At 67.6% G+C, this 13,359-nt stretch carries 14 protein-coding genes and 1 pseudogene; 7 read left to right on the forward strand and 8 right to left on the reverse strand.

The features are described from left to right. Positions 1 to 24: 24 nt before the first annotated feature. From LRS09_RS12540 to LRS09_RS12565, 6 genes are all read left to right on the forward strand, one after another. Positions 25 to 792, forward strand: coding sequence for an SDR family NAD(P)-dependent oxidoreductase (locus tag LRS09_RS12540; RefSeq protein WP_257807012.1), 768 nt, complete (start codon positions 25 to 27; stop codon positions 790 to 792). Then, the gene (locus tag LRS09_RS12545; RefSeq protein WP_257807014.1) at positions 789 to 1,718 is read left to right on the forward strand and encodes a 2-dehydro-3-deoxygalactonokinase; all 930 of its coding nucleotides are present in this window, start codon (positions 789 to 791) and stop codon (positions 1,716 to 1,718) included. Before LRS09_RS12540 ends, LRS09_RS12545 begins: the two co-directional genes overlap by 4 nt. After that, on the forward strand, positions 1,715 to 2,353 hold the full coding sequence (locus LRS09_RS12550; protein WP_257807016.1) for a 2-dehydro-3-deoxy-6-phosphogalactonate aldolase: 639 nt from the start codon (positions 1,715 to 1,717) through the stop codon (positions 2,351 to 2,353). Before LRS09_RS12545 ends, LRS09_RS12550 begins: the two co-directional genes overlap by 4 nt. Then, positions 2,350 to 3,219, forward strand: a complete 870-nt coding sequence (locus LRS09_RS12555) for an SMP-30/gluconolactonase/LRE family protein (RefSeq protein ID WP_257807018.1) — start codon at positions 2,350 to 2,352, stop codon at positions 3,217 to 3,219. Before LRS09_RS12550 ends, LRS09_RS12555 begins: the two co-directional genes overlap by 4 nt. A 141-nt stretch (positions 3,220 to 3,360) precedes the next feature. Beyond that, the gene (locus LRS09_RS12560) at positions 3,361 to 4,422 is read left to right on the forward strand and encodes a D-alanine:D-lactate ligase-like protein (RefSeq protein ID WP_257807020.1); all 1,062 of its coding nucleotides are present in this window, start codon (positions 3,361 to 3,363) and stop codon (positions 4,420 to 4,422) included. A gap of 84 nt (positions 4,423 to 4,506) precedes the next feature. Further along, on the forward strand, positions 4,507 to 4,896 hold the full coding sequence (locus tag LRS09_RS12565; protein ID WP_257807022.1) for an ester cyclase: 390 nt from the start codon (positions 4,507 to 4,509) through the stop codon (positions 4,894 to 4,896). Between the two features lie 285 nt (positions 4,897 to 5,181). On the opposite strand, the gene LRS09_RS12570 is transcribed toward LRS09_RS12565, so the two are convergent. Both LRS09_RS12570 and LRS09_RS12575 read right to left on the reverse strand, forming a co-directional pair. Beyond that, positions 5,182 to 6,210, reverse strand: a complete 1,029-nt coding sequence (locus tag LRS09_RS12570; RefSeq protein ID WP_257807024.1) for a proline racemase family protein — start codon at positions 6,208 to 6,210, stop codon at positions 5,182 to 5,184. A gap of 172 nt (positions 6,211 to 6,382) precedes the next feature. Then, positions 6,383 to 8,270, reverse strand: a pseudogene (locus tag LRS09_RS12575) (MFS transporter). On the opposite strand from LRS09_RS12575, the gene LRS09_RS12580 reads away from it, so the two are divergent. After that, a complete protein-coding gene (locus LRS09_RS12580) occupies positions 8,206 to 8,409 on the forward strand; it encodes a hypothetical protein (protein WP_257810329.1) in 204 nt (67 codons plus the stop codon). The pseudogene LRS09_RS12575 and the gene LRS09_RS12580 overlap by 65 nt on opposite strands. A 36-nt stretch (positions 8,410 to 8,445) precedes the next feature. Here LRS09_RS12580 and LRS09_RS12585 read toward each other — a convergent pair whose 3' ends face one another. The 6 genes from LRS09_RS12585 to LRS09_RS12610 all read right to left on the reverse strand — a co-directional run bounded on the left by LRS09_RS12585 (position 8,446) and on the right by LRS09_RS12610 (position 13,283). Continuing rightward, positions 8,446 to 8,619 (reverse strand): hypothetical protein, encoded by a 174-nt coding sequence (locus LRS09_RS12585; protein ID WP_257807026.1) that lies wholly within the window; start codon positions 8,617 to 8,619, stop codon positions 8,446 to 8,448. Positions 8,620 to 8,743: 124 nt separating this feature from the next. Then, on the reverse strand, positions 8,744 to 9,154 hold the full coding sequence (locus LRS09_RS12590) for a hypothetical protein (RefSeq protein WP_257807028.1): 411 nt from the start codon (positions 9,152 to 9,154) through the stop codon (positions 8,744 to 8,746). A gap of 106 nt (positions 9,155 to 9,260) precedes the next feature. Then, a complete protein-coding gene (locus tag LRS09_RS12595; RefSeq protein ID WP_257807029.1) occupies positions 9,261 to 10,793 on the reverse strand; it encodes a DHA2 family efflux MFS transporter permease subunit in 1,533 nt (510 codons plus the stop codon). 232 nt (positions 10,794 to 11,025) lie between these two features. Beyond that, entirely contained in the window at positions 11,026 to 12,219 is a 1,194-nt protein-coding gene (locus LRS09_RS12600; RefSeq protein ID WP_257807032.1) for an HlyD family secretion protein, read from the reverse strand. 2 nt (positions 12,220 to 12,221) lie between these two features. Next, positions 12,222 to 12,695 carry a MarR family winged helix-turn-helix transcriptional regulator gene (locus tag LRS09_RS12605; RefSeq protein ID WP_257807033.1) on the reverse strand — a complete coding sequence of 158 codons (474 nt, stop codon included), beginning with the start codon at positions 12,693 to 12,695 and terminating at the stop codon, positions 12,222 to 12,224. 105 nt (positions 12,696 to 12,800) lie between these two features. Beyond that, entirely contained in the window at positions 12,801 to 13,283 is a 483-nt protein-coding gene (locus LRS09_RS12610) for a MarR family winged helix-turn-helix transcriptional regulator (RefSeq protein ID WP_257807036.1), read from the reverse strand. Positions 13,284 to 13,359: the final 76 nt, after the last annotated feature.

Genomic DNA, 13,359 nt, shown 5'->3' on the forward strand with positions numbered 1-13,359 from the left:
GCACCGGGAGAAGGAGCTTCACATATGGCGATCACGGCGGTCTATCCGGACCTGAGGGACAGACCTGTGCTCATCACGGGCGGCGGTTCGGGCATCGGCGCGGCGCTGACCGAGGGTTTCGTCCGGCAGGGATCGAAGGTCGCCTTCATCGACATCGCCGAGGCACCCAGCCTCGCGCTGTGCGACAGGCTGGAAAGGGAGGCGGGCGCCCGGCCGCTCTTCGTCAAGGCCGACCTGCGCGACATCGAGGCGCTCCGGGCCGCCATCCATTACGCCGAGGCCGCGCACGGTCCGGCGCTGGTGCTGATCAACAACGCCGCCCGCGACGACCGGCACGACATCGCCGCCGTCACCTCCGAGTTCTGGGACGCCAACCAGGCGGTCAACCTCAAGCCCCATTTCTTCACCGCCCAGGCTGTCGCCGAAGGGATGAAGAAGGCCGGCACGGGTTCCATCATCAACTTCACCTCCACCTCCTTCATGATCAACCTCGGCACGCTGCCCTCCTATGCCGCTGCCAAGGCCGGCATCATCGGCCTCACCAAGGGTCTCGCCGGCGCGCTCGGCAAGCACGGCATCCGCGTCAACGCGATCGCGCCCGGCTGGGTCATCACGGAGCGCCAGCAGGAGCTCTGGGTCACCGAGGAGGGGCTGGCCGCCCACGTCGCCAAGCAGTGCATCCACGAGGTGATGAAGCCCGAAGACATCGTCGGCCCCTGCCTCTTCCTGGCCTCGGACAGTTCCCGCATGCTCACCGCCCAGACCATGATCGTCGACGGAGGCTTCCTGTGACGTCGCCGGCCGTGCTCGCCGCCGTCGACTGGGGCACCTCGAACCTGCGCGTCTGGCTGCTCGATGAGGCCGGCAATGTCGTCGGCGAGCGCAAGTCCGGCGAGGGCATGTCGAGCGCCGGCGGCAAGGGCTTCGCGGTGATCCTGGAAGAGCATCTGGCGGCCCTCGCCGCGCCCGAGGGCCTGCCCGCGATCGTCTGCGGCATGGCCGGCGCCCGCCAGGGGTGGGTCGAGGCGGGCTATCTCGACGTGCCGGCGCGGATTGCTGACTTCGCGCAGGCGGCGACCGAGGCCCCCGGCGCGCGCCGTCCGGTGCGCATCCTGCCCGGCCTCGCCCAGCGCGGCGCGGAGCATCCGGACGTGATGCGCGGGGAGGAGACGCAGCTTGCCGGCGCGCAACTCGCCGACGGCGCGCATTTCGTCTGCATGCCCGGCACCCACTCGAAATGGGTTGCCGTCGAGGACGGCGTCGTCACCGGCTTCCGCACCGCGATGACCGGCGAACTGTTCAACCTCCTCGCCAGCCACTCGATCCTACGCCATTCCCTCGGCGAGACGCCGGATGCCGGCGCGCCGAAGGCGCCTGCGTTCCAGACCGCCTTGCAGCAGGCGCTCGCCAATCCCGAGCGTCTCACCTCCGCGCTCTTCGCCATCCGCGCCGGCGGCCTGCTCGGCAACGTCCCGCCGGAGGACGCCGCGGCGACCCTGTCCGGCCTCCTGATCGGGGCCGAAATCGCCGGAGCGAAGTCCGCCGCGCCCGCCATGCACGTCGTCACCCTCGTCGCCTCCGGCGGCATGGCGAAGCGCTACGCGGCAGCACTGGGAACCGCCGGCCTTCTGGTCAATCTCGTCGACGCCGACGCTGCCGTGCGGAAAGGCCTGTTCGAGGCCGGCCGGCGCCTCTTCCTGTCCGGAGCCACTCCATGAGCGCCACCGTTGTCTGGCCGAAGCTGCAGCGCAACATCGTCGCCATCCTGCGTGGCGTCACGCCCGACGAGATCGTTGGCATCGGCGACGCGCTCCACGAGGCCGGCGTCGAGGCGATCGAGGTGCCGCTCAACTCGCCGGATCCCTTCCGGTCGATCGAGCTTCTGTCGAAGCGCTTGCCCGATGCGCTCACCGGCGCCGGCACCGTCGTGCGCATCGGCGACGTCGACCGGCTGCACGAGGCCGGCGGCCGGCTGCTCGTCGCGCCCAATGTCGACCCCGGCGTCCTGTCCCGCGCTGCCGGGTTCGGCATGGTCACCATGCCCGGCGTCTTCACCGCGACCGAGGCTTTCCTCGCGTATCATGCGGGTGCTTCGGCGCTGAAGTTCTTCCCGGCCAGCGTGCTCGGTCCCGCCGGCATTTCGGCGCTCAAGGCCGTGCTGCCGCGCGAGGCGGTGGTCGGCGCGGTCGGCGGCGTGTCGGAGGCCGATTTCGCGGCCTATGCCAAGGCCGGCGTCACCGCCTTCGGCCTCGGCTCCAGCCTCTACAAGCCCGGCCTGGACCGGATCGAGCTCGCGAAACGCGCCAGGGCGGCGGTTGCCGCCTATGACGAGATCTTCGGGAGGACGGCATGAGCGCGACGACACTCTGCGACATCGTCTGCCATCTCGGCGAGGGGCCGACCTGGGATGCGGCGACGAACACCGTCTACTGGTTCGATATCCTCGAACGCCGCCTGCTGGAAAAGGCCTGGCCGGACGGAGAAACCATCGTCCACGACCTGCCGTTGATGGCGAGCGCGCTGTTCCGCATCGATGCGCAGCGCCAGCTCGTCTGGACCGAGACCGGCTTCCATGTCCGTGACCGCGCCACCGGCAGGCTCGTCCTCCACACCCCGGTCGAGGCCGACAACCCCGTCACGCGCTCCAACGACGCCCGCGCCCATCCTTTCGGCTCGATCTGGGCCGGCACGATGGGCAAGAAGGCAGAAAAGCATGCCGGCGCCATCTACTGGTTCCGCAAGGGCGAGGTGCGCAGGCTCTTCCCCGACATCACCATCCCCAACTCGATCTGCTTTTCGCCCGACGGGGCGACCGGCTATTTCGCCGATACGGATAAGAACATCCTCTTCCGCGTCGCCTGCGACCCCGACACGGGGCTGCCCACGGGCGAGCCCGAAGTCCTGCTCGACCATCGCGGCAGGAAGGGCGGCCTCGACGGATCCGTCTGCGACGCCGACGGCGTAATCTGGAACGCCCGCTGGGGCGCGTCATGCGTCGATGCATATGCGCCTGACGGAACGCATCTGCGCAGCATCCCGGTCCCCGCCACGCAGGCCTCATGCCCCGTCTTCGTCGGCCCGGACCTGTCCCGCCTCGCCGTCACCACGGCCTGCGAGGGCATGGACGAGGACGCGCGCCGCGGCGATCCCGGCGCCGGCATGCTCTATCTGCTCGACGTCGAGGTGAAGGGCCGCGCCGAGCCGGACGTGCTCGCCTGACGCCCCCGATCGCCGGTCTTACGCCGTCTGTCGCAAGCGTGCCTCCCACGCGTCGATTTCGTGCAAGCCCGTTCCGTCCCGCCGCGCTTCTCTCCCGGGCATGTTCGCAAGCCCTCAGCGCAACCCGGTGAAGCCCTTCCAATGACCTCCCTTGGCGAACTGCTCTTCGTCTACGAGCCCGAAGCGGCCTGCCGCGCGCGTCTGGCCGCGCAGGGCTTCTCCGACCGCCATGCGCTGGAGATCTCCTCCTACCTCGCGCAGTCGACCGACATCCAGCCGGAGCTTGGCGCCTTCGCCGCCGCCTGCGCCGCGCGCGGCGTCGCCTTCACGCCGGTCGAGCTCGATGATGCCGCGGCCGCTATCGCCGCGCGCGATCCCGCCCGCACGCTGGTCTGGACCATTTCGGACGGCATCGCCTACTACCGCGGCGGTGCCGGCCCGGCCCTCGCGCGGCTCGCCGGCATGCGCACGATCGGCTCGGACGATTCCCTCTTCGCGCTCTGTCAGGACAAGTTCCGCTCCGGCGCGGTGCTGCGCGCCCTCGGCGTGCCGACGCCGGGCTGCGGGCTCGCGCGGAACGGAGCATGGATCGTCGAGCCGCCGCCCTCGCCGCAGGGCTGGTTCGTCAAGCCGAACCGCCTCGGCTCCAAGATCGGCATCTGGCCGGATTCGCGCGCCGCCACCCACGACCACGCGCTCGCTCTCAGCCGCCGCATATTCGAAGCCTACCGCGACGACGCGGTCGTCCAGCCCTACGTCCCCGGCCGCAACGTCCGGGCGAGCTATCTGGCAGTGGACCGCGACGCCGGCCCCGACGCGCTCGCCGCCGTCTTCGTCGACTCGGGCGCAGACTTCCAGACGATGGCCGACAGCCTCGCCCTCTACGGAGAGACCGGCGATGCGGCGAAAGCGTCGGGCGTCTATGCCGAGCCCGTGCTGGAACAGGTCGGCGACACGCAGCCGAAGGCCGAACATCGCATCCGCGCCATCGCCGCCCGCCTCGTCGAAGGGCTCGGCCTGCGCGACGTCTTCTCGATGGATTTCCGCGTCGAGCCGGACGACACCGTCCACCTCATCGAGTTCGAAGTTTGTCCCGGTCTGCCCTGCTTCGACTTCCGCGACTATCTGCGCCGCCGTTGGACCATGACCCTCGCCGAGGCGATCGCGGCAACGGCGGCGAACCGGCTGGGCCGAGCCGATTGAGTCGAGGGTGACCATGTCGGAACCGTTCCCGGGCTGAGCCTTTAACTGAAGCCGCTCGACTCGGCCGAACCAGGAGGACCGTTCATGACCGATCTCGCCTCGCTCTACCGCGGCTACATCGATTGCCTCAACCGGCAGGACTGGCCGAAGCTCGGCGTCTTCGTGCATGACGACGTGCGCTACAACGGCCGCACCGTCGGCCTCACGGGCTACCGCGCCATGCTCGAGCGCGACTTCGAGCAGATCCCGGACCTTCGCTTCGAGATCAGCCTGCTTGTCGCCGACACGCAGCACGTCGCGAGCCGGCTCGACTTCGCCTGCTCGCCGAAGGGCGTGTTTCTCGGCCTGCCGGTAAACGGCCGCGCGGTCTCTTTCAGCGAGAACGTCTTCTACCGCTTCCGCGATGGTCGGATCGAGATTGTGTGGTCCGTCATCGACAAGGCGGCGATCGAAGCACAGCTCACTCAGAGTTGAGGCCAGGTCTCAGACAGCCCGTCGCCGCCCGGTTGCGGATCGTCGCGGTAAGCATCAACTGCCGCGTGCCGGTGATCCACAGCCCTGCCCGACATTCGCGGCACGATGGCCTGCCGATCGCGGAACCCGCCGACCCCTCCGCGCATTGCAATCGCATCTGGAGGAGTTCGTCATGGAACCGATGGGTGGAGATTACGTCAGCTACGGCCTGTTCTTCGCATGCGCCGGATTTGTCGCTCTGGTGTCGCTGGGCGGACTAACGGCATTCTGAGGCTCTGCCTCGCGCTAAGCGCCGGGCCAGGTGTCTGACAGCCGGTAGCCGCCCGGCCACGGATCGTCCGGATCGAGCATCAGCTGGTGCGTGCCGGTGATCCAGGCACGGCCGGAGATCTGCGGCACTATCGCCGGCTTCTCCCCCACGCGCGTCACGCCCGCGATGCGTCCAGTGAAGCGCGAGCCGATCAGCGACACGCCCTCGAACGTGTCGCCTTGTTTCATCATCCCCTTGGCATGCATCACCGCCATGCGGGCCGAAATCGCCGTGCCGGTCGGCGAGCGGTCGATCTTGCCGGGCCGGATCGCCACCGCCGATCGACCCGTCAGCCTGCCGCCCCCGCCGCTCACCGGTCCCGCGAAGGCGCAGAACGAGAAATGGTCCCAGTCGGGATTTTCCGGGTGCAGGAAGCCGATCTGCTCGTCCGCTGCCGCGGTGATCTTCATCCCCGCCTCGGCCAGCGCCCGCGCCTCGCCCGGCTCCAGCGCGAAGCCCAACTGCTCGGCGTCCACAACCACAAAACTGTCGCCGCCATAGGCCGTGTCCACCGTCAGCGTTCCCAGCCCCTCCACCTCCAGCGGCACGCCCAGCCTGTCGGCGAAGGAGGGCAGGTTGGTGACGGTGATGCGTTCCGTCTTGCCGTTCCGGCACTCGGCCTCCACCGCGACCAGCCCGCCCGGCGCCTCCAGCACCAGCCGCGTCACCGGCTCCGTCATTGGCACGATGCCGCTGTCGAGCAACACGGTCGACACGCAGATCGAATTCGAGCCCGACATCGGCGGCGTGTCGGCCGGCTCCATGATGATGAAGCCCATCTGCGCGCGCGGATCCTTCGGCGGGACGAGCAGGTTCACATGCCGGAACACCCCGCCGCGCGGCTCGTTCAGCACGAAGTTGCGCAGGGTTCCGTCCCGGTGGATGAACCGGCTCTGCTCCCACAGCGTCTCACCCGGCGGCGGCGCCACCCCGCCCACGATCACATCCCCGACCTCGCCCTCGGCATGGCAGGAGATGACGTGGACGGTCTTTGTGGTTCGCATGGCGCGGAGCCTATCTCCCCCCTTGCGGGGGAGAAAGCGATTTCAACGCCTTAGACAAGGCAAAGCCGCAGGCTAAGCGTCAGAAATCGCAAGAGAGGGGGTATTGCAGCATCCCGACAACAAAAACCCCGGCGGTCGCCCGCCGGGGTTTCGATGGCATGCCGCCGGGACCTCAGTCCTTGGCGTGCAGGTCGGTGCCGAGCGTGTCCTTCACGAACAGCGTGCCGATGATGAAGCTCATCGCTGCGATCGCGATCGGATACCAGAGGCCGTAGTAGATGTCGCCGGCCGCCGCGCTCATCGCGAAGACGGTCGCCGGCAGCAGGCCGCCGAACCAGCCGTTGCCGATGTGATAGGGCAGCGACATGCCGGTGTAGCGGATGCGGGTCGGGAACATCTCGACCAGGATCGCCGCGATCGGCCCGTAGACCATGGTCACGTAGATCACGAGCACGAACAGGATCGCGATGATCAGCGGCCAGTTCACTCCCGCCGGGTCCGCCACCATGGTGAAGGCGCCGGCGCCGGGGATCGAGTAGGCGGTGACCTCGGTGGCCGATCCGGCCTCCTCCGCCGTCACCAGCTTGTCCTTGATCGCCTGCGCGACGGGCACCGTCTTCTTCTCGCCGGCGCGGATCGCCGCGGCGTCGAGCGCGACTTCAGGATTGGCCGCGACGAAGGCGTCGAGCTTCTGGTCGGCGACGGTCGCCGCTCCACGGTTCAGCGGATAGCCCGCGCCGTGCAGCGCGATGTTGACCGCCTTGTTGAAGGCGCTGCCGAGGCCGGTCGCCTTGTCGCCTGCGGCGATCGCGTCATAGGACTCGATCGTCGTGTCGCCGATCTTCACCGTGGCTGCGGTGCCGGGAGCCGCGGTCTGCACCACGTCGTAAGGCACCGAGTTGCGGGTCAGGAACGACGTCGCGATGTCGCAGGAGGTGGTGAACTTGGCGGTGCCGACCGGGTTGAACTGGAACTTGCAGTCCCCCGGCGCCGCGGTGACCGTGGCGCGCGACGTCGACTGCGCGGTGGCCAGCGCCGGATTGGCGGCCCAGGTCAGCGCCTTGAACAGCGGGAAGTAGGTCAGGATCGCCAGCAGCAGGCCGGCCATGATGATCGGCTTGCGGCCGATCTTGTCGGAGAGCCAGCCGAACACCACGAAGAAGATGGAGCCCAGCGCCAGCGCGACGGCGATCATGATGTTGACCGACACCGCGTCGACCTTGAGCACGTTCTGCAGGAAGAACAGCGCGTAGAACTGGCCCGAATACCACACCACGGCCTGGCCGGCGGTGAGGCCGAACAGCGCCAGCAGGGCGATCTTGGCGTTCTTCCACTGGCCGAAGGCCTCGGTCAGCGGCGCCTTCGAACCCTTGCCCTCTTCCTTCATGCGCTTGAAGGTCGGCGACTCGTTGAGCGACAGACGGATCCAGACCGAGATGCCCAGCAGCACGAAGGAGATCAGGAACGGAATGCGCCAGCCCCAGGCGGCGAAGTCTTCCTTCGACAGCATGTTCTGGACGATCAGGATGACGATCAGCGACAGGAACAGGCCGAGCGTCGCGGTCGTCTGGATCCACGAGGTGTAGAAGCCGCGGCGGTTGTCCGGCGCGTGCTCCGCGACGTAGGTCGCAGCACCGCCATATTCGCCGCCGAGCGCCAGGCCCTGCAGCATGCGCAGCGCGATCAGGATGATCGGCGCGGCGATGCCCCAGGTGGCGGAGCCGGGCAGCAGGCCGACCAGGAAGGTCGACATGCCCATGATCAGGATGGTGACGAGGAAGGTGTATTTGCGGCCGACGAGGTCGCCGATGCGGCCGAACACAAGCGCGCCGAACGGGCGCACCAGGAAGCCTGCCGCAAACGCCAGCAGCGCGAAGATGTTGCGCGTGGCCTCGGGATAGCTCGAGAAGAAGGTCGCGCCGATGAAGGCCGCGAGCGAACCGTAGAGGTAGAAGTCGTACCATTCGAAGACGGTGCCCGAGCGAGGAGGCGAAGATGACCTTCTTCTCCTCCCGCGTCATGCCCTGCTGGATTGACCCAGCCGTCGATGCCATTGCCATGTCGTCCTCCCGTTCCGGCGGCGCGGGCTTTTCACCCGCGCGACGCCGTATTTCAAAAACGGGAAAGTCATACTCCGATCATCTCAAATGGACAGAACGGCTTTCGTTGTATGACTTTTGTATGACGACAATCGTATGAGATTTTCTAACGCTTTCCTAAGTCGAGGAAAGTACGTCAGGATGCCTTTTCCTTCATCTCCTCGCCGATATAACCTTTCTCCTTCAGCCACTTCTCGATCAGGATCTCGGTCAGCGAGGAGACGGAGCGGTGATCGTCTTTTGCGGCCCTCACGAGCGCTTCCTTCAGGTGGCGTTCGATGCGGAAGCCGAGCGGATGGGTCTTTGCCATGGGTCTTGCCTTTCGTGGTTGCAGTCGCCGCGCTCGGGGAGGGGAGCCGGCCTGCCAGGATGAATAGCGTTGGAATGCGCGAGGCCGGCGCAGCCGGCGTCTTCGCGGATCTGTCTGACTTGTCTCAGGAGTGCGGCGGTGCCCGCGCCCGGAAGTGCCGGTCGATGCCGGTGGCCGCGACGTCGGAAAGGGCGCGCACCGGCAGGGAGCCGGTTTCTTCCGCGACGAGGTCGTCGCTGCGCGCCGGGGTTCCGGGCGTGTCGTCGAACAGCAGCGAGGAAACGGCCGTGTTGTCGCCGCTCTGCAGCGATTCCGCAACGGTGGAGGCTTCGCCCGCGAGCGTGAAGCGCGCCGGCAGGTCGCCCTGCTGCGCCTCGCCCCTCTTGCGTTCGTAGACGTGGCTCTCGGCGGCGAAAAGCTCGCCGGTGCCGAGCGGGGTGGCGCACAGCGCCAGGATGGTGAACAGCGTCCACAGCACGCGCCAGCCCAAGGCGTTCGCCTTGTCCGCTGGTCGCTTGTGCAGGAAATGCCGCATGCCGCCGTTCTTCCTTCCCGGCAACATATTAGCGCTGCCCCCGCGGGGGATCAATCAAACGTTAGTGGAACTCCAACAAACGCCTTCGCGACCGATCGCCGCGCGGTCAGTCCATATGCACCGCGGCCCCCGCTCCGGCCCCCGCCGCCTTCGGCTTGCGCAGCAGCAGCGCGAGCGGAATCGCCAGCAGTGTCACCAGCATCATCGCCTTGAAGTCGTTGACATAGGAGATCATCAGCGCCTGTTGGTTCACCAGCTGGTCGAACTGCGCCAGCGCGGCCGGGTTGCCGGCCGCCGCCGCCGGCGACAGGGCGCTGAGGTTCGGGTTGAACGGCGAGATCGCCGCCGACAGCTCTGCGTGGTTGATCTGCGTGTTGCGGGTCAAAAGCACCGTCACGATCGAGATGCCGATCGACGAGCCGATGTTGCGCACCAGGCTGAACAGCGCCGCCGCGTCGGTGCGGAAGCGCGGCTCCAGCGTCGCAAAGGCGATCGTCGACAGCGGTACGAAGACCAGGCCGAGGCCGAGGCCCTGCACGACGCCCGACCAGATTATCAGCGAATCGTCCATCTGCGGCGAGAAGCCGGCCATGTCGTAGAGCGACCAGGCGGTGAGCAGCAGCCCGGTCACGACCAGCAGACGCGCGTCGACCTTCTGCACCAGCCGTCCGACGAGGATCATCGAGATCATCGTGCCCACCCCGCGCGGCGCCATGATGAGGCCGGTCAGCACGGTCGAGTGGTTGAACAGCCGCGACAGCATCGGCGGCAGCAGCGCCAGGCTGGCAAGCAGGATGATGCCGATCACGAAGATGAACACCAGCCCGGTGACGAAGTTGCGGTCGGCAAAGATACGCGGGTCGATGAAGGTGTCCCGCCCGGTGGCGAGATGCACCACGAACACCCAGAAGCCGGTGATCGCCAGGCCCAGCTCGATCCAGATCTCGGCCGCCGAGAACCAGTCCACCTCGCCGCCCCGGTCGAGCATCAGCTGCAGCGCGCCGACGCCCAGCGACAGCATGGCGAAGCCGAAGAAGTCGAAGCCACGCAGCCGCCTGGCGATACGCGGCAGATAGCCGGCGCAGCCGAGGAAGGCGAGGATGCCGACCGGCAGGTTGATGAAGAACACCCAGCGCCAGTTCGCCGCCTCCGTCAGCCAGCCGCCGAGCGTGGGGCCGATGATCGGGCCGACCATGATGCCCGCGCCCCAGATCGCCATGGCTGAGCCGTGGCGTTCCTTCGGATTGATGTCGAGCAGGAAGGTCTGCGACAGCGGCACGATGGCCGCGCCGAAAAGGCCCTGCAACACACGGAACAGCACCATGCTCTCCAGGCTCCACGACAAGCCGCACAGCATCGAAGTGATGGTGAAGCCGACGATGGAGACGAGGAACAGCTCGCGTCGCCCGAACCGGTCCGACAGCCATCCTGTCACCGGCGTCATGATCGCGGCGGCGACGATATAGGAGGTCAGCACCCAGTTGATCGTGTCCTGGCTCGCGCCGAGGTCGCCCACCATCGTCGGCAGCGCGACGTTGGCGATCGTCGTGTCCAGCACCTGCATGATCGTCGCCAGCATGATGGCGATGGTGATCAGGCCGCGATGCGGCACTTCCTTGAAGGGGGCGGGGTTGGTCATGGGAGTCGGCCTGTTTCGACGAACGCACTCGTCGGATACCGTCCGCAAGCACCCCCCTCTGGCCTACCGGCCATCTCCCCCTCAAGGGGGAGATCGGCAGCTTCGGCCGCTCGCGCAATCCGGCTGTGCCGGTGATTGGCGAAGGTCCTGGTGACGCCCAATCTCCCCCCTTGAGGGGGAGATGGCCGGCAGGCCAGAGGGGGGTCCTCATGGCGCGATTCCTGAAATCTGGCTACTTCTTCGCCGTCCCGGCAAACGCGCTCGGGATCAGGTCGCCGAAGCCGCGGCTCACGCCTGTATCGACGGCCACCGTGGCGCTCATGCCGGTGCGCAGCAACAGGTCGGCGTCCTCGGACGAAACCTTGAGCCGCACGGGGATGCGCTGCGTCACCTTCACCCAGTTGCCGGTCGCGTTCTGCGCCGGCAGCAGCGAGAATTCCGCGCCGGTGCCCGCGCCGATGCTCTCGATCGTCGCCTTCAGCGGCCGGTCGGGAAAGGTGTCCAGCATCACTTCCGCTTCCTGGCCGACCTTCATATGCGTGAGCTGCGTTTCCTTGAAGTTCGCCTCGACCCATGTGTCGCCGGTCTCGACCAGCGTGAACAGCGAGGTGCCGGCCGTCACGAACTGGCCGAGCTTGAAGGAAGACGCCTGGCTCACCGTGCCGTCTGCCGGCGCGCGCACCGTCGTCTGCGCCAGCTGGTAGGCCGCCTTGTCGCGCGCGGCGAAGGCGGCGAGCACCGCCGGATGCTTGTCGGTTACGATGTTCGGATCTCCGCCAAGAGCGGCAAGCGCGCTCGAGATCGATTCCGCTGCGGTGGCCGCGGCGTCCTGCGCCTTGAGCAGGTCGCGCTCCGCCGAATCCAGCGCCGCCTTGGTCGTGACGCCCTTGCCCGACAGTTCCTTCTGCCTGGCAAGCTGGTCGCTGTAGTAGGCAACGTCGCCGGCGGCGGTCTTGGCCTGCGTCTGCGCCTGCCCGTAGGCGGCGCGCAGCTGGTCGACCTGCAGGCGGGCCTGCGCCAGCGCTGCGTCGGCCTGGGCGAGCGCAATGCGATAGGGCTCCGGATCAACGGCGAACAGTACGTCGCCGGCCTTCACCTTCATGTTCTCGGCGACCCGCATGTCGACGATGCGGCCGGCCGTCTCGGAGGAGATCGTCACCCGCGCCTGGCGCAGGTTCGCATTCTCCGTCTCCTGGATGCGCCCGCCGGTGATCCAGTACCAGCCGCCGCCGGCGGCCAGCGCCAGCGGCAGGGCCAGCATGAGCAGGACCCGCCCGCCCCGGCGCGGTCTGGGCGCGGGGGCGGGCGGCGCCAGATTGATCTGAGAGGGCGTCGGCGCGGCAGGGTGCGTCGGAGCCTCGAGGTCAACCTTCACGGCGTCGTCGCCGACGCGCTGTCCATCTTCAATCTTGGTCACTGCGTTCATCGTCATGCTGCCTTTTCGCCACCGTCGGCGCAGTCCTGAGGCGTCTCGCCGTCGGAGAGATTGTTGATGATGGCCTTCAGGCCATCGATCGTGGCCTGCCGCGCTTCCGGGGAAAGCCCGGACAGGGCCGCCTCGTAGACCTCGCCGACCATCGACTTCACCTTGCCGTAGGCCTCGCGCGACTTGTCGGTCGGGAAGATCAGCCGCACGCGCCGGTCCGCGGCGTCGCTTCGCCGCTCGATCCAGCCGCCGTCCTCCATCCGGTCGACCAGCCGCGAGACGCTGATCGGCTCGATCTCCAGCAGTTCGGCCAGCCGCGCCTGCGGAACGCCCGGTTCCTTGGCGACGCGCACCAGCAGGCGCCATTGCGCCGCCGAAAGGCCGGAGCCGGAGGCCTTCGCCTCGAAGCGGCGGCGGATCAGCCGCGCGGCGTCGTGGATCAGGAAACCCAGCCTGTCTCTGTCTTCGTTGTTCATGAGCGGCATATATTATAAGCATGCTTAGGAAACAATGGGCCGAAGGGCCGATTCCGCCACGCTAATTGCGCATGGCTGCATCGCTCGGCATGCATGGCTTGCCGGTCAGGCGTCGTCGGTCTTTGCCGGCGGACGCCGGACCTCCAGTCGCTCTTCGACGGTGCACAGCACCTGCACCGCCGCCCGCAGCGCCGCCGGCTCGATGCCGGAGATCAGGTCTTCCCGCATCGGGTCGATGATCTTGTGGATCGCCTGCAGCCTCTCCCGGCCGGCCGGCGTCAACGAGACGATCTTCGCCCTGCGATCGGTGGAATCCTCGGCTCGCGTCACCAGCCCGTCCTCGACCAAAAGGTCCATCAGCCGCACCATCGAGGGGCCTTCCAGTCCCGCCTCTTCCGCGATCACGCCCTGCCGCGCCCGTCCGCCCAGCCGCTGCAGCGCCAGCAGCGGCGCGGCCGTCGCATGCGACAGGCCGAACTGGTCGAGTTTCTGGTTTGCAACCCGACGCCACAGCCGGCTGACGGCGAACACCAGCTCGCCGAAGGCGGCATGGTCGCTGTCAGCATGTGGATCACTCGGTTCGGACATTGCCCAATGTTCATATACGATCTATTTACATGCAAGCTAAATCAGCCAGTGGCGTCGGGCCTCGTCCGCCGCCGCT

This window comes from Mesorhizobium sp. J428 (assembly GCF_024699925.1).
Classification (GTDB): domain Bacteria; phylum Pseudomonadota; class Alphaproteobacteria; order Rhizobiales; family Rhizobiaceae; genus Mesorhizobium_A.